This is a genomic window from Nostoc sp. ATCC 53789 (genome assembly GCF_009873495.1).
Classification (GTDB): domain Bacteria; phylum Cyanobacteriota; class Cyanobacteriia; order Cyanobacteriales; family Nostocaceae; genus Nostoc; species Nostoc muscorum_A.
On the sequence record NZ_CP046703.1, the window covers coordinates 4,177,827 to 4,200,935 of the forward strand.

General features: G+C 39.7%; 15 protein-coding genes. 7 read left to right on the forward strand and 8 right to left on the reverse strand.

What is annotated here, in order from left to right:
• Positions 1-97 precede the first annotated feature (97 nt).
• The 3 genes from GJB62_RS17240 to GJB62_RS17250 all read right to left on the reverse strand — a co-directional run bounded on the left by GJB62_RS17240 (position 98) and on the right by GJB62_RS17250 (position 8,591).
• Positions 98-5,761 carry a PAS domain S-box protein gene (locus GJB62_RS17240; protein WP_114081755.1) on the reverse strand — a complete coding sequence of 1,888 codons (5,664 nt, stop codon included), beginning with the start codon at positions 5,759-5,761 and terminating at the stop codon, positions 98-100.
• Positions 5,762-6,945: 1,184 nt separating this feature from the next.
• Positions 6,946-7,818, reverse strand: a complete 873-nt coding sequence (locus GJB62_RS17245; RefSeq protein ID WP_114081756.1) for a glycosyltransferase family 2 protein — start codon at positions 7,816-7,818, stop codon at positions 6,946-6,948.
• Between the two features lie 416 nt (positions 7,819-8,234).
• Positions 8,235-8,591 (reverse strand): Rieske (2Fe-2S) protein, encoded by a 357-nt coding sequence (locus GJB62_RS17250; RefSeq protein ID WP_114081797.1) that lies wholly within the window; start codon positions 8,589-8,591, stop codon positions 8,235-8,237.
• 288 nt (positions 8,592-8,879) lie between these two features.
• Here GJB62_RS17250 and GJB62_RS17255 point away from each other — a divergent pair, with 288 nt between their 5' ends.
• Positions 8,880-10,727, forward strand: coding sequence for a VWA domain-containing protein (locus tag GJB62_RS17255; protein WP_114081757.1), 1,848 nt, complete (start codon positions 8,880-8,882; stop codon positions 10,725-10,727).
• Between the two features lie 100 nt (positions 10,728-10,827).
• Here GJB62_RS17255 and GJB62_RS17260 read toward each other — a convergent pair whose 3' ends face one another.
• Genes GJB62_RS17260 through GJB62_RS17270 form a run of 3 tightly spaced genes read right to left on the reverse strand, consistent with a single transcriptional unit; the run spans position 10,828 to position 13,301 of the window.
• On the reverse strand, positions 10,828-11,526 hold the full coding sequence (locus GJB62_RS17260; RefSeq protein ID WP_114081758.1) for a DUF6745 domain-containing protein: 699 nt from the start codon (positions 11,524-11,526) through the stop codon (positions 10,828-10,830).
• Complete coding sequence (locus tag GJB62_RS17265; RefSeq protein WP_114081759.1) at positions 11,526-11,858, reverse strand: hypothetical protein; 333 nt, start codon at positions 11,856-11,858, stop codon at positions 11,526-11,528. Before GJB62_RS17265 ends, GJB62_RS17260 begins: the two co-directional genes overlap by 1 nt.
• Positions 11,859-11,882: 24 nt before the next feature.
• Positions 11,883-13,301 carry a DUF4157 domain-containing protein gene (locus GJB62_RS17270; RefSeq protein WP_114081760.1) on the reverse strand — a complete coding sequence of 473 codons (1,419 nt, stop codon included), beginning with the start codon at positions 13,299-13,301 and terminating at the stop codon, positions 11,883-11,885.
• An 820-nt stretch (positions 13,302-14,121) separates the two neighbouring features.
• Here GJB62_RS17270 and GJB62_RS17275 point away from each other — a divergent pair.
• The 6 genes from GJB62_RS17275 (at position 14,122) to GJB62_RS38035 (ending at position 19,792) form a co-directional block, all read left to right on the forward strand.
• Positions 14,122-14,736: a PEP-CTERM sorting domain-containing protein gene (locus tag GJB62_RS17275; RefSeq protein ID WP_114081762.1), complete on the forward strand. Its 615-nt coding sequence runs from the start codon at positions 14,122-14,124 to the stop codon at positions 14,734-14,736.
• 444 nt (positions 14,737-15,180) lie between these two features.
• On the forward strand, positions 15,181-15,414 hold the full coding sequence (locus GJB62_RS17280; protein ID WP_147262488.1) for a hypothetical protein: 234 nt from the start codon (positions 15,181-15,183) through the stop codon (positions 15,412-15,414).
• Between the two features lie 450 nt (positions 15,415-15,864).
• Positions 15,865-16,563 (forward strand): class I SAM-dependent methyltransferase, encoded by a 699-nt coding sequence (locus GJB62_RS17285; RefSeq protein ID WP_114081763.1) that lies wholly within the window; start codon positions 15,865-15,867, stop codon positions 16,561-16,563.
• Between the two features lie 770 nt (positions 16,564-17,333).
• Entirely contained in the window at positions 17,334-18,407 is a 1,074-nt protein-coding gene (locus tag GJB62_RS17290; protein ID WP_114081764.1) for a glycosyltransferase family 4 protein, read from the forward strand.
• A 12-nt stretch (positions 18,408-18,419) separates the two neighbouring features.
• On the forward strand, positions 18,420-19,205 hold the full coding sequence (locus GJB62_RS17295) for a WecB/TagA/CpsF family glycosyltransferase (protein ID WP_114081765.1): 786 nt from the start codon (positions 18,420-18,422) through the stop codon (positions 19,203-19,205).
• Between the two features lie 464 nt (positions 19,206-19,669).
• On the forward strand, positions 19,670-19,792 hold the full coding sequence (locus GJB62_RS38035) for a hypothetical protein (RefSeq protein WP_258551440.1): 123 nt from the start codon (positions 19,670-19,672) through the stop codon (positions 19,790-19,792).
• A 967-nt stretch (positions 19,793-20,759) separates the two neighbouring features.
• Here the strand turns inward: GJB62_RS38035 and GJB62_RS17300 are convergent.
• Both GJB62_RS17300 and aroF read right to left on the reverse strand, forming a co-directional pair.
• The gene (locus GJB62_RS17300; protein WP_114081766.1) at positions 20,760-21,140 is read right to left on the reverse strand and encodes a hypothetical protein; all 381 of its coding nucleotides are present in this window, start codon (positions 21,138-21,140) and stop codon (positions 20,760-20,762) included.
• A gap of 725 nt (positions 21,141-21,865) precedes the next feature.
• A complete protein-coding gene (aroF, locus tag GJB62_RS17305) occupies positions 21,866-22,954 on the reverse strand; it encodes a 3-deoxy-7-phosphoheptulonate synthase (RefSeq protein ID WP_114081767.1) in 1,089 nt (362 codons plus the stop codon).
• Between the last annotated feature and the right edge of the window lie 155 nt (positions 22,955-23,109).

Below are 23,109 nucleotides of genomic sequence, written 5' to 3' on the forward strand. Positions count from 1 at the left end.
ATTTAGGAGGATCTACAACATTTTGGTTTTGTAGAGAGATGTGTGTAACCTTAGCTTTTTAAAGGGTATCTTATTACTACTCAGTTAATAATTGTTATTAACTAGATAATACTCCTGCAATACTCGTCAATTCCATAATTTTCTCAAACTGGAAATTATGAGCCAAATTCTGAATAAAATTGCTCAATATAGCATTTTCTGAAGGAATTTGTTCAATCAATTCTAAAATTAAGTCATCACTACATTGGGCTGCGGCAGTATACACCTGTTTCACCCATTCAGGGGACATTTCAGACAATAGAGGAACTAAATCTGTAAGCTTCAAGATTGATTCTGTTAATTGTTGTTTTGCATTCTTTATCTGATAGTTATCTTCTTGATAAATATATTGAACTTCTAAATATTCACTCAATTTTTCTAATAATTCTTCTTCACGGAAAGGCTTGTTAATATAATCATCACAACCAGCTTTGATTGTTGCCTCTCGCTGTTCTTCAAAGGCGTTAGCAGTTAAGGCGATAATAATGGTTTTGCGATTTGGAATTGAAGTTTCTTCTCTAGCTTTAATAATTTTGGTGGCTTCGTAGCCGTCCATAATTGGCATCCGCATATCCATAAAAATTAGGTGTGGTTGCCATTGTTGCCAAAGTGCGATCGCTTCCGTGCCATTTGCCGCTTCTTGGACTGCAAAACCGATAGATGTCAGGATTTTTACTAGTACTAAACGGCTGTCTGTGGAGTCATCAACCACCAAAATGCGGTATTCGTTTTGAGCAGGCGCTAAACTCAGAACTTGTCGTCTAATTTGTTGGATCTGGATTTCGCTGGCTGCGGCTAGATCAATTTGAATATCAAAGGCAAATGTACTTCCCTCACCAATAATGCTGGTGACGCTAATGTTTCCTCCCATTAGTTCCACATATTTGCGGCTAATTGCTAAACCTAGTCCAGTTCCCTGTTGCGATTTTCTTCCAGTTTCAGTTTGCCCAAATGCTTCAAACAGCAAGTTAATTTCCTGTGGCGCAATACCGCGACCAGTATCTGTAACCTCGAAGAAGAGATGAGGAGGATGAGGTAAAATTTTATCCCCCATATCCTCCATCGCTACGCGTAACATTACTCTTCCAGTATCGGTAAATTTGATGGCATTTCCCAAGAGGTTAAGCAATACTTGACGCAGTTTACTTTCATCAGCTTGGATATACTGCGGAAGGTAAGATGTATATTCAAAATTTAATTCTAAGCCTTTGGAAGTGGCGCGGAAACGCAACATCTCTTCCAGGTTTTCTAAGAGGCGAATTAAGTCAAAACTGTTGAGATTTAATGTTATTCTACCAGCTTCAATTTTAGACATTTCCAGAATGTCGTTGATTAAGTTGAGAAGATGTTCGCCAGCACGATTGATGATTGCTAGATTTTGCTGATGTTCAGTAGATAAAGCATGATCGTGACTCATGATTTGGGTAAAACCGAGGATGGCGTTGAGTGGGGTACGCAGTTCGTGGCTCATGTTGGCGAGGAATTCGCTTTTGGCGCGGTTGGCAGCATCAGCTGTGATCACAGCTTCTTGCAATGCTTGTGACTGCCTTTGAGTTTGCGCCAGTAATTGTGCCTGCTGTAAAGCCACGCCCAACTGATTGCCAATTTGAACTACGATGTTGATTTCTCCTGGTTTCCATTGGCGGGAATCGGAATTTTGATAACTCGCTAGTAATCCCCAAATCTGACTACCATATAAAATGGGGACAATGATGTAAGCTTTTGCCTGAAAGCGTTCTAAAAGGCTAATGTAAGAGGAATGAAACTCAGCATTGTAAATGTCTGGGACGCAGCGAAAAGTTGCGCCTTGTGCGTAAATGCCATCTTGAATTGCTTGCATATCAGCATCTTCCGCTTGATTATCCTCGCTATCCAAAATTTTTGTTAGGCAACGTCCCTCTTGTAAGACACCTTCTGTAAGATTAGGATCGTTGTTATGTTCTTCTATCAGAGAAATCCAACCATTACCTACAGACTCAGAGACAAATTCGCCACTCCATTGGGGATTGAAACGATAGACAACAACCCGATCGCAATTGAGTACTTGCCGTAATTCTTGGGTTGTAGCCGCAAATATAGTCTCTAAATCCAATGTTTGGCGCATCCTTTGAATCACTTGGGCGATCGCTCTTTCCCGTTCTGCACTCTCACGCAGGGCTTCTTCTGCCAATTTTCTCTCGGTAATATCTGTAATCGTACCGATATAACCTTTTATTTCTCCATCATCTCGAAATTCTGGCAAAGCCTGACAAATTACCCAGACAACTGTACTATCATCACGCAAAAATCGATGTTCGTACTTATACGCTGTTTTAGCAACTCTTGCTTGATTCCATGTCAACAATAGCTGCTCGCGATCGTCTGGATGTACGGCTTTTGTCCAACCTGTTCCTAGAGATTCTTCTAAACTGCATCCACTAATCTCACTCCAGCGTTGATTAAAATATAAGACATTACCATCCACATCAGTGTGGAATATACAAGCTGGTGAGGTTTCTGCTAGCAGTTGATATCGTTGCCGACCTGCTTGTAAAGCTAATTCTGCCAGTTTTGCATCGTTGATGTCTGCCCAATAACCGACACATTCTATAGAGTTTCCAGCTTCGTCACGAATTAACCTCATCTTTTCGTAAAACCAGTGATAAGTTCCGTCAGCATGTAACCAGCGATACTGGTAGGAAGTGTATTCTTGCTCAACCAACTGAGAAAATTTTTCTGAAATCAGTTCAATATCTTCTGGATGGACGTGATGCAGCCAGAAATTAGGATTTTCGACAAATTCCTGGGCTTCGTAACCAACCATTGCCTTAACGTTCTTACTAATAAAGGTAGTGCTAAAATTACCTAATGTTTTTTTGCTGCTATAAATCACCACAGGGCTAGAGGTAAGCAGATATTGAAGGCGCTCGTTAGCTAAACGTAGTTCTTGTTCGACATGTTTGCGTTCGCGTAGCGCGGCTTGCCGTTCGCGAAGTGCTGCTTGCAGTTCGCTAATTTCTACTAAAACCGCGCCCACACCAGAAAGGCGATCGTCCTCACCAGGAATCGGAAAATAAGAAACTAAGAAGTGGCGGATAATATCTGGTTGTTTAATTGATGCGGCGCTTAATTCTTGATTGAGGATGGGTTCACCTGTCAACAGAACCTGTTGATAAAATGGTTCTACGACACTGGCCATTTTGGGTAAGGCTTCATGGATGGTCTTACCAATATGAGCTTCCTGGGATATTCCATTAATTTCCGCTAGCACTTGGTTGATTTGCACAAACCGCAGTTGGTTATCTACAATATTCATACCAACGGGAGCCCCCGTAAAAAAGGCATTGAGACGAGCTTCTCTGAGTGCTAATTCTTGTTCTAGGGTTTTGCGCTCAATCAACCCACCTAACTGAGCAGCAACGGCATTTACTAGCAAAAGCAAACGTTTATCTACCAATACTGAACTACGTTTAAAAAACACTAAAACAGCTAATACTTCGTTTCCAGCCAGTATGGGAACACCAAAACCAGCTTTTAATCCTACCTTTGCTGCTTGTTGCGATCGCAAAAAAATTGGCTCTGTAACTTCTGAAACATCTTCTATCCATTCTGGTTCCTGATTCTGCCAAACTCTTCCTGGTAGTCCCACTCCCAGAGGAAATTTCACAATTTGACTGTGGCGGCAAAATTCTTCTAAATTGCTTTGTTCACCATACCAGCCCAGGCTGTGTTCTAAAGCAGCACTATCTTCATTAGGTATCCATGCTTCACCAAAATCCCAGCCAATAGTATGACAAATTAAGCGCAAGACTAGTGCTAAAGAGCTATTGACATCATTGGCGCGAGTGATGGCTTGGGTTGTCAACAGTAACAAACGGCTTTCATTTTCTGCCTGCTTGCGTTCAGTAATATCTTTCGCTGTGCCTAGTACATACCATTTCCCATCAATCTCGATCATTTCTGCACTCAACAAGGTTGTCCTGATTTCCCCTGTGGACGTGCAGACATCAACCTCATAGTTACGAATAGCTTTCGTTTTTTGCAGCATCCGGGTGAGAAAGTTATATTCTTCTGGATTCGCCCAAATATTCAATTCTTGATCGGTGCGATCGATAACTTGAGAACGAGAATAACCAAAAAACCGACAAAAACTGTCGTTAACTTCGACGAAGCGTTTGTTAGGAACAGTAATTAAGGCAATGGGATCGGGAGATGACCGAAAAGCTGATGCTAACTTTTCTTCAGAAGCCCTCCGTGCGGCTTCGGCGCGTTGACGTTCTTTTGCTTCCAGCACCAAGGATACTAAATTGCCCAGAGAACGAGCGAAATTTTGATCTTCTAGCGTCCAATGATGAGCAACTCCCACAGCCTCCAAACATAAAACCCCTACGGTTTTTCCTTCCTGCCTAATGGGTGTATCGAGTATAGAGGTAATATTTAATCTTGAGTAAGATGGAGAAAATTCTCTAATTCTGGGATCGGTATGGGCATCATCTGCGGCGATTGGTTGATCTTGTTGCAAAGCTGCAAAATAAGCTGGATAGTCGGCCTCTGATAAAACAAATCCTTCGCTATGTTGATTGCGACTGCCCTCAAATAGGTCAAAACACTCGATTTTCAAGCCTGTTTCGTCATACAACCAAACACTGGCTCGTTCCATTCCCATATTTTTGACAGCTGTTTCTGTAATTTTGCCCAAAGCTGCTTTCAAGTCACCCTGATAAAGGATTTGATTTTGTGCCAGTTGGGTTAGCACTAGGTTATGATTGCGGAGCTTAATCGCGCTCTCTTGGAGTAATTTTTCTATACCTCGGCGCTGTGTAATATTACTAGCAGTGCCTGTCATACCTATGACTAAACCCTCTTCGTTGCGTAATGCGATCGCATTAAACATTAAATAAAGTAAAGTACCATCTTTAGCTACACAGGTAGTTTCATGTTGAAATATCGGCTTTCCCCGGAAAACACGCTCAAAGGCTACTTTATCTTTAGCAACTTGCTGAGGTGAGATAAAATCAGTCAAGGTACGCCCGATCATCTCCTGGGGTTCATAGCCATAAATCTGCTTGACTGCCGGATTAACAAAAGTAATTAGTCCATCAATATCTACCGACCAGATCATATCCTGGGATGTCTCCACCAGGTGGCGATATTGACTTTCACTTTTCTTGAGAGCAGCTTCGACTAAAAGGCGTTCGTTTTGGTAAACTTCTCTACAAAAGGCTTTGCTAAGGCTAACAGGAATTTCTGTGAAAATTTCTTCTATCTGTTGGTTCCGAAGATTTAACTCAACAGCAACCCGTTGACGTTCTTTAATCTCCTCTTGCAGTTGGGCATTTTGTTCTTTTAACTGTTTTTTCAGCCTTTGGAGAGTTAGTTGATTTTGTATGCGTAATAAAACTTCTTTAGCTTGGAATGGTTGAGTAATATAGTCAACATCCCCTAAATCACAAATATTTACTTCTTCCGATAATTCTTCTAAAACACCAAAAAAAATTATCGGGATATCTTGAGTTTTCTGATGAGATTTTAAATTTTGATAAATCTCATAACCATTCATTTTGGAAATGAGAAAGTTTAGTAAAATCAAATCAGGAGGAAAAGCCAGCGCCCTATTGATTGCCAATTCTCCAGAAAGGGCACTTTGTACCTGATAAGCTTGATTGTGAAGGATGTCTGATAAAAAATGCAAATTTTCTAGCTTATCATCAACTAATAAAATTCTGATTTTTTGAGCATCCATATCAGTCACTAAGCTAATTTTCAATCAGGAATAAATTGTTGAATCAAACTGAACATGAAATCAGAAAGCAAAACCTTATTAAAAGATTGTAAATATAATGATCTTTGCTTACCACCATACTTCACCTTAGAATCTAGGTGTGTCAAGTTAAGGCAATACTCTCTGTAACTGTGGATCAAACTCTATAAGAACAACAATTACACTGTAATACAGAAAGTAACTTTTATACAAAAACTATTTGGAAGTGATTATACTATGGCTTAACCTCAATTCTGCATCAGGATTCTAAAATACATGAATGAGCGCATTGTAGGTGATAGCCAGCAAAACCGCACGACTAAACCCTCCTCTTTTTAAGGCGAGGGTACGCTACAACGTGGCTAGAGTATTTTTTTACTCACAAATTTGAAATCTGCTGTAAGTAAAAAGTAATTTTATCAGGTTCTACTATACTTGAAAGGCTTACGTAAAAATACATACGATAGGGACAAATACCTACGGCTGATGCTCGAACCTATCTATGAGGCACTATGCGTAGCTTGCTTCCCCACAGTGTATTAGACGTAGACATAGGTTGGGTGAAGCGGAGCGCAACCCAACATATATCAGAATGTTGGGTTACACAAAGCCTCCACCAAACCTACAATTTTTTGCTAGCAATTCCCATTGGTCTCGGTCAGGTTACTGGAGTATATTTTACTCATCGTTCTCAATGGTGCTGTCTATACGTATTTACAGCTTATGTATGCCCTAAGAGCTTTTTTACTCAACTTGAAACTTTTCAAATATCCTCTTAACTCGACTTTATCCATTTTTTTGCAACGTAAACGCTATAGCTGAAACCTTTGTGGAATCGTAGTTTTACTTTTTTAACTTCATCCATAATCTGTGACGTGAAAAAAGTATTTGCCAAAAAGCCAGGGTTTTTGCCGAATAAAGAAAGCCAAGTTTTTAATTTTGGATAAAGTCGAGCTTAAGGGGGATCTCAAAATGCCTAAAATCACAGCAAAACAGTGTTCAAACAACCTCTAAGAAGAAAATCAAGCTTTGGGCTATTTTTTGCGTAATCCGGATTTCTCACGATACTGTAGGCAGGGGAGTGTGGGGAAGTGTGCGGGGTCAAATTTCTTCCCCATCCTCCCACACCTCCCACACTTCCCACACCTCCCACACTCCTGGATTTCTCACTTGTGAGAAATCCAGGGTAAGTCCTGTTGAGCTAATCGCTGCTTAATAGATTCAAGCAATCGTTCTGGATGCTTGGAAAAATAAAAGATTTTTAAGAAGGTAAAATTTATATTCCTAGCTAACAAAATCTGCCATTGTTCTATCAAAGATAGTGTTTTAATATAATCATTAAATAATTTTTCAATTCGCGCTAAACTGCTTCCTGTTGCAGAATCATCAAATGTTTTAGTTCCTGGATAATATCTAAAGTTACCCCAAGCTTCATTGAAATATTTAACATTAGATGAACAAACAGCTTTCAAAAGGAAATCTATATCCATTGAATAATGATCTTCTACTTTATAGAGTCCAATTTTTTGATGTAATGATTTATGATAGAAGTAAGCAGATGGATTTACTGGAAAAGAAGCATCGATAATTCCATCATCATTAAGTCGTCTTCCTAATAGTAAATCTATTGTTCGTAATTGGCTAGGTTTATTAATAAACATTAGCTGCTCTTTCTGATTAATGATATTACAGTTACCAACAATCAAGCTATGTTCTGGTAAAGTTTGGAAAATCTCACAGATGCGGTTAAGAAGATTTATCTCATAAAAATCATCAACATTTAAAACACCAATAATCTCCCCTCGTGCCATAGCAATTCCTTTGTTCATAGCGTCAGATTGTCCTTTGTCCTTTTCACTAATCCAACGTATGTGGGGATATTGATTGGCTTTATCTTTAATAATGTCTACTGTCTTGTCACCTGAACCTCCATCAACAATGATATGCTCTACTTCTAAACAATTTTGGTCAATGACAACTTGAAGGCAAGATTCTATAAATTTCTCACCGTTATAAACTGGTGTAATTATACTAATCATTAGCAAGGGTCTTTTATGCGTATTGCAAACAAAAATAATTCAAATACTTGAATTGATCTCCGATCATATAGTTCCCAATTGGCACAAGTCTATAACGTGACTAGCATCAGTGTAAATACTTAAATTGCGTTCGCGTATGTAAGTGATAAATGGAAATTTGTCTAAGGGTATTTCTGATCAATGACAAGATACAACTATTTGATGAAGTGTAGCGATCAATAGAATTCTTGAGATTTAATTGAGGCATTGAGAAGGCCATAGAAACGGAGGTTGTTTTTTGCCAATCCTCCGTTTCTGATATTTCTATTGTCACTCAAAAATGAATAGGCAAAGTGCTGCAAAAAGTTTAGGTAACATTTTGTAGCCTACTGGCAACTTCTGATGTTTGTCCAATGGTATTAAATCGAGAGAGGGTGCTATTCCTCTTGTACATCAACCCAGATACTACCTTCTTCCACACGAAGAGGAAACACTGGCAACGCCTTTGGTTGTGAAACCAATGAGAGTACCTTGCCTACACCAGGTGGCCAAGAACACCAGTCTTGTACTTCACCAGTCCGCAAGTCAAAAGCACTGCGATGGAAAGAACAAACAATTGCTCCATCTTTTATTTTGCCACTTTTCAGAGGTAATTTTAAGTGAGGGCAGGTGTTATCTACAGCATAAAGCTGATTTTCGTGATTCAAAAGCAGAATTTTCCGGTTGCCAACTTTCACCACTTCTCGCGTACCTGGGGAAAGTGCTTCGACTGCAAGAACTTTAGTCCAGCTCATTAGGTTCTCCTCTCCTAATATATCTGCTTTCAGTTTCTCGCAATTGTGACCAGTGCGATCGCCTTTCAGTACTAAGGAAAAGTCAGTAGATTGCAAACTTCTCCCGAAAAAGCGATATCTACGATGAGCTTTGCTCACCTTGGCGACATAGAACCGCTATAAAATCTTACAGCAAAGTTCATTTACACACTGAATAAACTGGTTTCTGGGTAAACTAAAAAAAGCACTTTCTATCCTTGCATCATCAAGCTTGTAGCTGATCACAGACAATATTGAGGGATATAAAAAATGATTAAGACAAGTTACGAATTTGACCAGTCTATTCTTCCCGCAGGATCTTCACTAAAGACTAATATTCTGCTACGTTTTCGTCCTGACATAGCTGAATCTCCCCGACGGAACCTTAACCTTTCTCTTGTAATTGACCGTTCCGGCTCTATGGCAGGTGCTGCCTTACATCATGCACTCAAAGCTGCTGAGTCTGTGGTTGATCAACTTGAGCCAGATGACATTCTCTCAGTAGTTGTTTACGACGATGAAGTAGACAGCGTTGTACCACCCCAAGCTGTAACTAACAAAGCCACACTGAAAGATTCTATCCGCAAAGTGAGAGCAGGCGGTATTACCAACTTATCGGGGGGATGGCTCAAAGGCTGTGAACACGTCAAAACGCGACTCGATCCGCAAAAAATCAACCGTGTTCTCTTACTTACCGATGGTCACGCCAATATGGGCATTCAAGACCCCAAGGTACTAACGGCAACATCAGGGCAAAAAGCTGAGGAAGGTATCACCACAACTACATTAGGTTTTGCTCAGGGTTTTAATGAAGACCTGCTGATTGGTATGGCAAGGGCTGCCAGGGGAAACTTCTATTTCATTCAAAGCATTGATGAAGCAAGTGAAGTGTTTAGTATTGAGCTAGACAGTCTCAGAGCAGTAGTAGGACAAAACCTCACAGTGAAACTTGAGTTGGCTGAAGGTGTCAGTCTTGTTGATACTTTAAGTCTTGCAAAAGTTAGCCAGAATGATGCTGGTCAAGCTGTTATCAGCTTGGGAGAGCTTTACGAAGGTGAAGACAAACTTCTCGGCTTAAGTTTGCTGATATCAAGTGCTCAAGTTGGTGAGTTACCTGTGATGAAACTGCATTACAGCGCTGACGTTATCCAAAATGACCTCATTCAAAACGTTTCAGGCACAGCAGATATCATCGCCAAAGTTGGCACTGTTGAGGAAGCAGCTTTTGCCTCTACAAGCCATATCACTCTTGAACTGAGCCGCCTCACCATCGCTAAGGCTAAAGAGACTGCCCTTGATTTAGCTGAAAATGGCAGACACCAGGAAGCGGAAGAAACCCTGCGTACTCTGGTGAAAGATTTGCGGGATAAAGGGTTAAACGAGAATTTTGAAATTGCTGAAGAGATCGATCAACTTGAGTATTTCGCAAGTCGAATCGCCCAAAAAGCTCTAGGTAATGCTGGACGTAAAGAATTGCGAGATCAGTCTTACCAGACAATGAACCGTAATCGCAACGATCTGGTGGGGCGCGGTGTTACTGCTGGTGATGAAGTGTACGCAATGCCGGTTGTCAATGAAGTTGGCTCAGGTGTTGAATTGTATTGCCTTCGTGAAGGAGGTAAACTACGGGTCAAAGTCATATCTGAAGGCTATGATTCAGCCAAGAATGTCCAGTTTCCCCGGAGTATTCGGGCTGAGGGAGCAAGGTACGTTGTTGAAGGGCTGGAACTTTCAAGTGAAAACACTTTCTACCGTGTACGTGGCAATATCACTCGTTTTGCTCAACCCGGTGAAGCAGATATCTTCGTTGCCCCTAGACAATCGAATATAGCTTATACAGGCAAAGCCTCTAAAGGCCCTGCCAGTTCTGCCGATCTTCCCACAACTGATGTTGTAAAAGACGGCATTCTGGTTCAGTGTGTCAAAGATGGCAGCAAGCTACGCGCTAGAGTGGTTTCCGACGGTTATGAACCAGATTGGAATATGCGTTTTCCGCGATCGGTTCGTGAGGAAGGGATGCTTTATGTTGTTGATGAAGTCAAAACAGCACCTGATGGAAAGTCTTATATTGCGTGTGGTGAAATTAAGCGATTTGTCCAACCCACTACTACCAATTAATTCATAAAATCTCTGCGATCTCTGTGCCTCTGCGGTTCAATAAATTGCTTTTAAACCGCAGAGGCGCAGAGTACACAGAGAAAAGAGGAATTAGAGCTAACTACGCCTCGATCGCAGGGTGATAATCATCTGGGTTATTAAAGCCCGCAATCCAAGCAGCTGCTTGATGGCAATTCCGCATATAAGGGGGAACGCGCAAGATATGAATATGTCCTGTGGATGGACAAGTGACTTTTAAGACCATAAGCGGCTCGTCATCTTCAAAAGGGATGTAGACTAGTTGACGTTCTCCACCAGCATCACGATCGCGATCGCGGATCAATCCTCCCACTTGCTGCAAAAATGTCTCGTATCCCAGACGCTCAATCAGCACACGGCGCAACTCAACGTTCTCTATATTGAGGATATCTTGCCCCGTTAGAGACTGGGATTCAAAGGCAATCTTATCTGTCACTTCCACGCCTCGCCAGCGCCAGATAAAACCATGTCCCGCAGATACACTAGTAATCCCACTTCCGGCTAACTCGATCCAATAAGTAACGTGGAGTCCTGTGGGAAGGGCTGTAAGGTTTACACAGTCGCTGATATCAAGACTTTCACAGGTGAGATTTTCCGGTAGATTGTAAAGATCCAACGCCCCGCTTAAATCCAGATGGCCTAAAACACGCATCCCATCCCAGGCGCGATGCTCAAGGATAAGTTTTCGAGCATATTCAGCCGATACAGGCTCGTGGCTTTGGTTTGGGCGCTGCTTAATTGGTTTATTCGGCACGCGTCCATTAGACATGATCTTGAGCATTAGTCTACTACCTCCACATAGGCATCAGGGCGATATTCGCGTTGTCTCCAAACGCGGTAAAACCCTTGCGGTAATTCAATCGCCCGATGTTCTTCATGAACTAAAGTGGCACTTGGTTCTTTAACCTCTAGAAAAAGTTCATTACCATGTACCCACAACTGAACAGCATGGGATTGTTGAATGCGATGGCTATGTCCTGTAATTTCACCATGAGCGAGAGTAGCACCTATACGCTTCTGAGCGCCGACAGGTAAGCTAGCAATGTGTCTAATTAAAACGTCGCCATGTCTGTAGAGAATACTAGCTTGGGAGTTATTGCTGTTGTTAAACATCTTTTTTATTACTAAATCCTATAGTCAGATTAGATCCTTTTGTAGCGTTTTCGGCTCTATCTGTTTAGTTTGAACTTCTATCTGTGCATTTGATTCATCTCCATTTTGAGAAACTTTTTCTGTGCCGCATTGTACCGGGGTTACTCCTGTACCTTGAGTCAGCCCGTGCTTAGTTGTGGTGTCGTAAGTATTGTTATCAGTATTAGCTTTAGTATAAGTATCGTTAAAAATTGTGTCAGCTGCTGAGGTTGTTTTGCCAAGCAGCTTTTTGTGTAAATCTTTAAAAGCCTTCTCGTCAATACTAATGTGCCCATTTTCGTGCTGATCCAGAGCGCTATAAAACCTTGCCCATTCTGTTTTAACGGGTTCGCATTGTTTGTCAAGTTCAGTCCAGACGGGCATTGCCTTAGTTTCTGTGACTAGAACGTCTGCTTCATAGATAATTTCAGCAGACCGATCGTCAGCTTGGTAAGTTTTGACACTTTTCTCTGGGGCACAAGTAACACTGCCCGCTTCGCCCTTTCCTTGTGATGTTAAGTTTGTAATTGCTTCGGTGATGTTTTTCCCAGAAGCGGTAATTGTAGTATTCTTGTGGTCAATTTTGGTTGTACCTGTTTTGGGCGGCATACCATTAGATGCCTGGTCAAGAGGGACTGGTGCTGTGGATGTATCGCTTTGTTTTTGTACCTTGCCTGTTTGCTGTACTACATGGGTTAACTCATGGGCTGTCAACTCGTTATTACCAGGCGATTTCCCTGCACCAAAGTAAACATCACTACCATGAGTAAATGCCTGCGCTCCCAACGACTGACTCATCTGCATAGCATTAGAGTCAGTATGTACTCGCACATTGTTAAAGTTACTACCAAAGCGTGGTTCCATAAACTCTTGCACTTCGGCAGATAACGGGCTTCCCCCACCCTTACTACTATTTAACTGACTCTCAATGTTATTCTCACTCTGGACGCTGCCATCAGTCGCCCGTTGTAGTGATAGCTTAGTTTGTACTTCCTCTTGTTGCTCACAAGCTGCACATTTTCGTTGCATGATATCTTGTGAACCCATCTCACCCAAATTTATCTTTGGCTCAGGCTTAGTCATCCACATGATTTTGTTAGCAACCGAGTCGGCTTCCTGCTCATACTGGTCTCCTGGCTGGCTAACTGTAAGTTGCGGCTGTGGACGACGCAAAGAGATGCGACTAATGTCGTGAACAAGAGGCTTTTCTTTGATAGATTCTGGTTCTAATGATTGTTCTTCAGCAGACTGAGCTTCTTGAAGGTCGCCCGCTACCTCAGTGACTGTTTCGAGTGGAGTATTATTTGTTGGTAAACCAAAACCGCGTGTCGCATTTGCCAATGTGGGAATAGTTGATGAGACAAGCGATGGATTTGTAAAATTTGATCTACCTGCGTTGTGTCGCCGAAAAGTGCGATCGCTCATCTCTCACTTCCTACATTAATTTAGCAAATCCTTTATCTTTGGTATTTAGGCATCTTTTACCAAATTTTATAATTATATCTACATAACATTGATCTAGACTCAAGTCTAATTTTGAAATCCAACATTTAGCCACCCAAGTTCCTTTATAGCGATATCCAGCAATTACCCTTGTACGTATTTATTAACCCGACGCTTCAGGACAAAAGACCCCCCAGCACATTCTTAAAGTACTCAAAACAATTTTAGTCAGACCTCTGCCCGACATAGTACGCTCACGCTCTCGTAAAAAGTGCAGTAACTGGCCATCGCTACTGTCGTGACTGCGCTTAATCGAAAGCACTTCCAAATTAGGTTGCTCCATTTTCTTTATTTTTCTCCCCATTTTACTTAACCGAGTAGTATTGGTATATTCACGGTTTTTTGAGTCACTATAAATTATGATTTCACGAGAGAAAATACTTAGAAATAACCAACATTATACAGATGACATATTGTCATAGTCTTTGAAAAGATAGGTAGATTTTACGCAAAGTTAGCCAACTTATTTATAAAAATATATAGGTAATTAATTATTAAAAGTTTGATAAAACTTACACAAAAATAGAGACATTTGTATAGTGATAGACATAAGCTCATACTATGGAGCAAAAGTTTATACAAATTCCATAAGATATTTTGTATGCCTACTTTGTATCACAAATGTCTATTAATGCCATATACAAAGTAGACATATAATTCCTGTCGTGAATACATTTATGGATTGATATAAACATTTCTCTAAAATACAATTTTATTCTTGAAATTTCAGGCAGCATCAAAAGTGAAAAGCAAATTTCTCCATTTATCAGCTTCAGTTTTACTAGCTACCGGAATCAGTGGTACATTCGTCGCTGCACCAGCACAGGCAGCTGTATGCAGTACCAGCAACATCTCTCTTGGAGGAGTAAATGCCACAGCTTGTGCAGGCGCGTTTTCTGGTAATGATACAGGTGCAGGTAATCCTTTAGAAACTCTCTTGGATGGTGGACTATTTGCCAGTTCTGTGGGTAATGCTGATTGGACACTACTTGCTAAATCTGATCAAGCAAACTCTCTGTTTACAGCAGCTAACGGTACTAATATTGGCAGTTGGAGTCTTTCTCAGCCCTTAACTAGTAACACCTTTGTAGTAAGTCTGAAGAGCAGCACTAATTACAGTGCCTATCTATTCAAAGATTATGATTGGTCTCATGGTTTGGCAGGAGTTTTCAATACCATTGGTGTTGATTTAAATGGTAGTGGAAATGCAGGAAAAGCTCTATCTCATGCTTCATTATTCGTTTCTAATATCAGTAGTAATCCAGCTCCTCAAGCAGTTCCAGAACCAGCTACTTTACTTGGTTTAGGTCTAGCTGCTAGTGGCATGGTAATTTCTCGTCGTCGGAAATCACTATAATAAGCAGTCAGTAATTTTAAATTGGCGCAGAGTATAAGAAACCCGGTTTTTCAAAAAACTGGGTTTTTTAATTTTTCGTTGCGTATAACAATGTCATATACAAAAAAGTAACAAATTATCAAACATAAGCAGGATAATAGTTTCCAACCTTAATTCTCGGATGTACAGCCAGCTATCTCGGCTCAATGCCAATTATAGTTGCAGATAATCGTCTTGAAAAGTTCAGGAAAGGCGGAAACGACGCGATATACTTTTCGGTGCGGTGTTCTTGTTGCTGGCAGCAATTGCAAAAGGTTTAGCCAATGCTGCCCCCCACTTGGGCGCGACATTAACTTTTTGGAGCAGGCGATCGCGGTATTGAGATGACTTGAGAGTAATTTGAGGTTCTGATTACACGTAATAGCCCAATCGTGTACTTAACTAATCCGTTCAGTTTAGATATTTTTGGGGTTCAGGCGGGATACGGCACGCCTTGACAATCGTTGTACGGAGTATCCCGAAAATAGCGATGACCTCCGGTCGGTCGGAGACCATCGCTCGAAGGGGTGGTTTCACCTGAAATTGGGTGGAGAGGCAGACTCGAAAATCGAGAGAGTATTCTTGTGTGACTCCCCCATTGATGCGCTGACAATGGCAGATATTAATATTCAGGGACACTTGGGGCAACTACCAGATTGAATATATATGAAAGTAAAGTTATGGCACTTCTAGCCATTGATAAATAAGTTGTTCATTTGTTGCTGTTCTTCCTTTAGCTTGGCTAAAAACTTGTCTTGCCCTATGTCGGCGCTGATCAAAATTTCGACCAAATCGCTTACTAACATTGGAGCTAACCAGGAAGGGATGGTCAAGCAAGGACTATATAAACCCTCTTATATAAAGAGATCCTCTTGTATAGAGGGTTCAGCCCTGTTTTGTATATTCCTAACATCATGGTACTTGAATTTTTATTACTAACTGTGATTTGATAGTTTTTCTGTGCTAGAAGTTCGTTGTAATAAGACTCCAATTTGATTTCTGAAAACATACTGAGACTGAAAAGCCCGTTTTATCAGGGTTTTATCTGAAATCTTGTTCATAAATCAGATATGAGTCCTAAATAAATGTTGTCTATGGCAATACAAAGCTATGAATACTATTTATGAAGATGGTACATACCTTCAAAATCACCCAACCTGGCATGAAGAAGATTCGCCGTGGAAAGCCAAGCAGATAGCCAAGATAATTAAGAGAAATAATCTGAATCCATTAACAATATGTGAAATTGGATGTGGTGCTGGTGAAATATTGAATTCTCTGCAAACTGAATTTAGTGATAAAACAAGCTTTTATGGATATGAAATATCCCCTAATGCATTTGAAATATGTAATAGTAAAAGCAATAAAAAACTTCATTTTTTTTTGAAGGATTTGCTGAATGAAAAAGAAGCAATATTTGATTTGGTGATGGCAATTGATGTATTTGAACACGTAGAGGAATATTTTGGTTTCTTACGGAAACTAAAAGAGAAGGGAAAATACAAATTATTCCATATTCCTCTAGATTTGTCAGTGCAAACTGTTTTACGCAGTTCTCCTATATTGAAAGATAGGCTTTTGTATGGGCATATCCATTATTTTACTAAGGAAACTGCACTAGCAACCCTAAAAGATACAGGGTACGAAGTATTGGATTATTTCTATACGTGTCCTTGCTTGGAACTTCAGAATCGTGGTGGATGGAAAAGCAGTTTACTAAACGTACCAAGAAAATTGTTGTTTTCCATTAATCAGGATTTAGCTGTAAGGATTCTTGGAAGATTCTCGCTATTGGTTTTAGCAAAGTAATCGAATCGCCTCGCAGCTTGTCGGAGAACCCACATAACCCGACATTAATCTAGGCGAAATACGATTAAATATCTAATATATGAAGCTTGAGTATTACAAACAGTACTTACATGGGATAAATCTAGCAAGCGTGTCATGAGGGCAAGTAGTACAAAATCTGAGTTTGTAATATGAAAGGATATGGCTAAAAACCTTCTTATCTTTTCGTTTCCCCCCTTGTGGCAACTTTGGGCAGATGAGCGCGAACTATGTCTAGACAATTCAATAGACACTGATAACTTAAAAGCATATACAGCAATACTTTCAGTCTATTTTGCCCCTTATGATATGCTCGCTAGATTTACCCAATTAGTTTCATTTAAGCTTTTGTTTACGTATAAAAAAGGATGCATTTATAGAAATAGAAGCCGAAATTTGGCTCCAATTGTGAGATTCAGGTTTAGCTCCCGGAGTCTCCTTCTTGTTGCCAGGCATTAAATATACAAAAACAGCATGTTTTATCAACTTTAATATCGCAGGGAAATCGAAACGGAAATATTTAGGAGTTACGCCCTAAGGAGGATGATTTATCCTCACAAATTTAGATTCTTTAGAATATCCATAGTCAGATTTTTGTCACAGCTTTGTAATACCTCTGTCAATATGATATCTTATCCTAAAACTTGAGTTAAAAAAAAATAGGATTACTCTCTACTATACTAAACCCACAAACCAGGGCGTTAGTTTGAGACTTTAATTATTCTTTAAAAAGAACGCAGAGGTTAACGCTTATGAAGCAAATACAGGTATTAATGCTAGGGCCTAGTTTAGAACAAAATGGAGGAATAGCAACGGTTGAAAAACTGATAATTAAGCATAATCTTCCTCAGTTCAAAATACAACATATAAGCACCCATGATGAAGGCTCAATTGCCTACAGATTAATTGTTTTCGCCAAAGCTCTAACTACATTTTTATGGAAATTATCAAGTCAAGAAATAGATATTGTACACATTCAAATTTCCGATGGTGGTAGCATTTTCCGAAAAGCGATTTGCTGTGTTATTGCCTTTCTCTTTGATAAGCCCGTCTTGATGCACACTCATGGTGCCGAATTTCATCTAACTTACGCTAAACTTCCTCAAATAGTACAGCAAGTTTTAAGTAAAGTATTTCAGCACTGCCAAGGGTTTGTTGTTCTTTCAGAAAGTTGGCAAGATTACTATGTGTTAAATCTAGGTTTAAATCCGAAGCAAGTTATTGTCTTGCCTAACCCATGCGAATTACCTACAGAGGTTCCTGAACGAAAAAATCGGACTCAAATAAGTTTGGTCTGTTGTGGGCGAGTTGGTCAACGCAAGGGGACATTTGATTTAATTAAGGCATTTGCTAACCTGCCAAATCATCAAAAAAAATATACTCAGCTAATTCTGGCAGGAGATGGTGAAATTGAAAAAGCGCAGCAGTTGGCTGCTAGTCTCAACCTTTCAGACCAGGTAACTTTTCTGGGTTGGATTAATTCCGAAAAACGGGATGAAGTTTTGTCACAAGCAGATGTGTTTATTTTGCCTTCTTACAACGAGGGTCTGCCTCTGGCGATTTTAGAAGCTATGGGTTGGAGTTTACCCGTGATTGCAACCCCTGTTGGAGGGATTTCTGAACTAGTGATTTCAAATCAAAATGGTCTGCTAGTTACCCCAGGAAACATCAAACAGTTATCCTCAGCGATGGAATTGTTGATTGAAAATGAGAATTTACGACTTTTTTTGGGCAGTAATGCTAGGAAAAATGTCGAACCTTTAGATATTAAAAATTGCTCCATTCGTTTAGCCGATATCTATAACTCATTATCACAATTTAATTAACTTTAGGTATTAATGAGAATTAATATTTGTGGAGTCGAAATTGACAAATATAGTTTTGATGAAGTTGTGGAACAAATCATTAACCATGCGCTCTCCCAGAGGAAACCAGAATATGTCGTTACTCCTAATGCCATGCATATTGTTACCTTACAGAAGGATGTCGATTTTCAAGAGATTTATCGCAAGGCTTTTTTAGTAGTGCCAGACGGGGTGTCACTGCTGTGGGCGGCTAAGTTTTTACAAACTCCCCTTTCCGGTAGAGTGAATGGTACAGATTTGTTCGAGAAACTCTGCGCCATTGCTTCTGAAAAAGGATTAAAGGTATTTTTATTAGGAGGTCGCCCTGGTTCTGCCGAAAAAGCGAAAAAAACTCTTGTTGCTAGACATCCAAGTTTGCAGATTGTTGGGACTTACTGTCCTCCCTACGGGTTTGAGTCTCAGCTAACAGAATTAAATTCAATCAACTCAACAATTATAGAGGCGGCTCCCCATATTCTATTTGTAGGTTTGGGAGCACCTAAACAAGAAAAATGGATAGCTGCCAATTATTTGTATTTAGGTGTGCCAATTTCTGTAGGTATTGGGGTCAGCTTTGAGTTGGTTAGCAATATGGTGACAAGAGCACCAGTTTGGATGCAAAAAGCAGGTTTTGAATGGTTATTTCGGCTTCTAGTTGAACCCTCCCGCTTATGGAAGCGTTATCTATTTGGTAATTATACTTTTATTGGTTTGCTAATCAAACAGCGTCTAGGATTGTTTAAGAGACTTTCAAATACAAAAAGATCGGATCGTTTTTAGAAGATGTTTGTCAAGTATTTTTCTTAACATCAAAACCTGAGAATTTTGATAAGTTTTCGTTTTTTCTGTAGGTTATAAGACATATCAAATGCTTATTCGACATTCTCTCGTTGATAGTCGCGCCACTCAGAAGTTATTATGAATAACTATCAATTAAGAAATACCTCCATCTTGGCTCAATGCTAAATAGTTAGTCTGCGATGCCTGCGGTGTTCTCGTTGCGATCGCAGTTATTGTCCAAGCTATGACTGAAAATTAGCTGTATCTCTGACTGCGTTAGAACTTTGGCGCTAAGTGCCGATTGATTTTCATTAGCAGACTGTTGACCCTGCGATCCACAGCCTACAATGATTTGACACCTGATAACCTGAAGTTAGTGAAAAAATAAAAACACGCTTTCCAAGGAAAAATTCAAAATGTTTTTTGTAATACAGTAAAAATACTGAAATTATTACGAGAAACTCATGTCTTCTAAACGCGATCGCACTTTCCCCCAATCGCATCTCCATACCTTAATCTTTTGCTGTTCCAAGCTTCCCGACTATGCCATCAAGAATTTTAAATTCTCTGCTGGACATGGACAATAGTTGGAAGGATAAGAAGTCAGGCAATACGGTGACATTTTAACCCTATTGTTTCTGCTTGTTAAAAATAAAGTTCCCCTGCAATTAGTGTAGTATGCAGGGGAAGTAAAATTTGTTTTGTTCTCGAACTAGAATATCTCATATTTTTAAAAGTTCTCATAGTTCCTTTAGGTAGATATGACTGTTAAGTATTTATGTAAGTATAAACACATTTTAGTGCCGTCTCGAACTATCCCCTAGGATTATCCAGATATCCCCCTGTAGTTGTTTAATCGGTTTCAAATCCTTTTCTACAATCTAAAAGTCCGAAAAACAGCACATCTCACTACACCTAAGCCCTGCAACCACGTGTGAGGTGTTTACAGGGTTTTTTAATATGCCCAACCCATATCCATTGACTCCCACCATTTTTTGAATTTCAACCCCATGATTTCCCTATGACCCCCCCCATTTTGGGAACCGAACCTCATGTTTTTTCAGTTGAAAAAATAATTTTATCAGTTTGTTTCCTAAAAAACTGGAATTATAAATAATGGGTAATTACCATTGTTTTAAAAATTATGACCTACGAAATTAATAAAATAGCCCGTGAGATTGCCAACAAACTCGAAGCATACAATCCCTAATAGGTATTGAAACCTTGTTTAAATAAGCTTTTCAATCTCATCAAACAGGAGAGCGTAGGATTTTTTTGAAGGTGATGCCAGACAGTCACTATCTCATTCCATAAGAGACAGGCATTTAACCCACTAATTAGATGAGGTACGTGCATTTCTTTGCTTTTAATCCACCACCGCGCGATGCCTTAACTGCCCTATAATAGAGCGATCGCGATTCACTAAATCCTAGTGTTAATTTATAGGATAGGTGCGTGGAGAGAGGAGGCAATACCTACAGTGGCAAGCTACGCTGGCAACCCCTTCACCTAATAAGAGAAATGTTTAGACCTGAATCCTTACGAAATGGTAAGCTATAAGTTTTGAGATGAAACTCTAATTGCCGGCTTGCCATCTAGCAAAGTTAGGGTCAGACAACACTTTCCGATTAAGTCAGAATTCCAACAGTAGATTGTAACTCCTCCGTAACAGCAAGAAAACTCTTTAAGCGTTTGTGGTAAGTCTTGAAAAGTAATATTTGTTTGAACTGAATTCACTGCCGAAAGAGCTTCTGCTAGTATAAATATTGAACCGATTTCACCTAATCTTCTGTTTTCTAGCGAAATAGTATTGCCAAATGCAAGTTGATCTAGTTCCAATTCTGTAATCTGTAATCCTATAAGTTTCATCCCTTTCTGAACTTCGCTTGTTTCTAGACCTTTTTTTAATTGTGTTAACTTAGATACAGTAGACATAGTTTTTAAAGCTGTAATAATAAAAAATTAGGTTTATAGGTTTGAATGATTTTGAAAAGCATTGGTTTACATCTGTCATTGTGCAAATAATTTTGGCTCTTGGTAACTTTTAGTAATTATGAAAAATTACGCAGTTTAACGTAGGAAGAAGTTCGTGCAAGCCTTGCCGAAAGACTAGGCGAAATAGTTTTAAACCTGATTCTCTATGTTTGTGGAACTGGTAACAAAGGCTAAAATCCAACTTCAAGACAAGATTGTGATGCAGATTTTTTATAACCTTTGCACCGCAAGAACATAAAGTTTTATATCCCTCTAAATCTCCCTTAAAAAGGGAGATTTAGATTCCGGTTCCTCCTTTTTTAAGGGGGGATATAAAAGTGCCTAAAGGCACAACAAAACACTTTTCAAACAACCTCTTAGTAGTGCCAATACTTAGATTTCTGCTTCTATTTTTTCTATTGCTGAAGCTGGCACCTGTATTTGTTTTCTTCGGTCTAAATTCCCTATTTTTTGGTGTGAAAGTAGCCATTTTGACAACTCATTGTCTTGCTATCTTTGCTCCCCAACTTTATGTCTAGTGCTTTCTTTTTGCTAAGTTGACATCAATGAAAGCTACTAAGGATTCTACTAGGGCTTGAGAGTTCAATTTTTTTATTAGCAACAGGACAGCTAAAGATTTAAGGAAGTCCTAAACCACGACTAACTTTAGATGGAGATGAATATGTTTAATAGCTCACCAATGAGATAGCTTTTGGCTTTAGATTTTTACTATTGTTGTGAGACGAACGACCAAAGAATTTACTTAGGGCAGTTATTTCGTGCATTAATTCTTTAAATCCTTCCAATGTCAGTGATTGAGGTCCATCTGAAAGTGCTTTAGCTGGATTGGGGTGAACTTCAATCATCAAGGAATCTGCACCAGCAGCTATTGATGCCATTGTCATAGTTGGCACAAATTCGGACTTACCTGTGGCATGACTAGGATCAATCATGATAGGTAAGTGGGTCAGGGTTCGCAAAACTGGAATTGCAGATATATCAAGCGTGTTTCTTGTAAACTGTCGGTCAAAGGTGCGAATTCCTCGCTCACATAGTATAACGTTTGGATTACCTCCGGCTAAAATATACTCTGCTGACATCAACCAATCTTCGATAGTGGCTGACAGTCCCCGCTTCAGTAGCACTGGCTTAGTGGTAGCTCCTAGTTTTTTGAGAAGTGAAAAATTCTGCATATTTCGGGCCCCAATTTGCAACACATCTGCTACTTCGATGAGCTTGTCTAAGTCATCTGTATCCATGATTTCTGTAATGATTCCTAAACCTGTAGCTTCTTTAGCTTTTGCTAACAAAGCAAGAGCGCTCTCACCATGACCTTGGAAAGCATAAGGTGATGTACGGGGTTTATATGCTCCACCACGTAAAAATTGTACACCGCATTCTTTCACCGCTTGGGCTGTCTCGACGATCATTTCTTCGTTTTCTACCGAGCAAGGGCCTGCAACTACAACTACAGGATGGTTTTGCCCAAAAGTTATAGGCCCATTAGGTGTTGGTACTACAACCTCACTATGTTCTCCGTAACGAAATTCTAAAGAAGCTCGTTTGAAAGGCTTTTTAATCCTAATTACTTGCTCTATAAAAGGGTTCAAATTTTGAATCTGGCGTGGATCAAGTTCTGAGGTATCTCCCACCAAACCGATTACTACTTTATGATGACCTACACAGATTTCTGGTGTAAGTTCATGGCGACGAATTTCTTCATTTACTTGTTCTATTTCCGCAGATGGGGTGAAGGGTTTCATTACAATAATCACAAGTTTATCTACTCCTTAAATAGGGCAAAAATTGATAGTTTTTAGCGAAAAAATTAATCCAGGTTCGCTGATTTATTGTTAAATACTAATCAGTTAAATATTGTAGGTTTATGCAACTAGAGAAAAATTATTTTTAGGTCAGGTTCTAGGTCTAG

Bases quoted from the DNA above. Each gene is read 5' to 3' on its own strand.
- GJB62_RS17240 (WP_114081755.1), bottom strand. From the start codon at position 5,761: ATGGATGCTCAAAAAATCAGAATTTTATTAGTTGATGATAAGCTAGAA.
- GJB62_RS17245 (WP_114081756.1), bottom strand. From the start codon at position 7,818: ATGATTAGTATAATTACACCAGTTTATAACGGTGAGAAATTTATAGAA.
- GJB62_RS17250 (WP_114081797.1), bottom strand. From the start codon at position 8,591: ATGAGCTGGACTAAAGTTCTTGCAGTCGAAGCACTTTCCCCAGGTACG.
- GJB62_RS17255 (WP_114081757.1), top strand. From the start codon at position 8,880: ATGATTAAGACAAGTTACGAATTTGACCAGTCTATTCTTCCCGCAGGA.
- GJB62_RS17260 (WP_114081758.1), bottom strand. From the start codon at position 11,526: ATGCTCAAGATCATGTCTAATGGACGCGTGCCGAATAAACCAATTAAG.
- GJB62_RS17265 (WP_114081759.1), bottom strand. From the start codon at position 11,858: ATGTTTAACAACAGCAATAACTCCCAAGCTAGTATTCTCTACAGACAT.
- GJB62_RS17270 (WP_114081760.1), bottom strand. From the start codon at position 13,301: ATGAGCGATCGCACTTTTCGGCGACACAACGCAGGTAGATCAAATTTT.
- GJB62_RS17285 (WP_114081763.1), top strand. From the start codon at position 15,865: ATGAATACTATTTATGAAGATGGTACATACCTTCAAAATCACCCAACC.
- GJB62_RS17290 (WP_114081764.1), top strand. From the start codon at position 17,334: ATGAAGCAAATACAGGTATTAATGCTAGGGCCTAGTTTAGAACAAAAT.
- GJB62_RS17295 (WP_114081765.1), top strand. From the start codon at position 18,420: ATGAGAATTAATATTTGTGGAGTCGAAATTGACAAATATAGTTTTGAT.
- GJB62_RS38035 (WP_258551440.1), top strand. From the start codon at position 19,670: ATGTCTTCTAAACGCGATCGCACTTTCCCCCAATCGCATCTCCATACC.
- GJB62_RS17300 (WP_114081766.1), bottom strand. From the start codon at position 21,140: ATGTCTACTGTATCTAAGTTAACACAATTAAAAAAAGGTCTAGAAACA.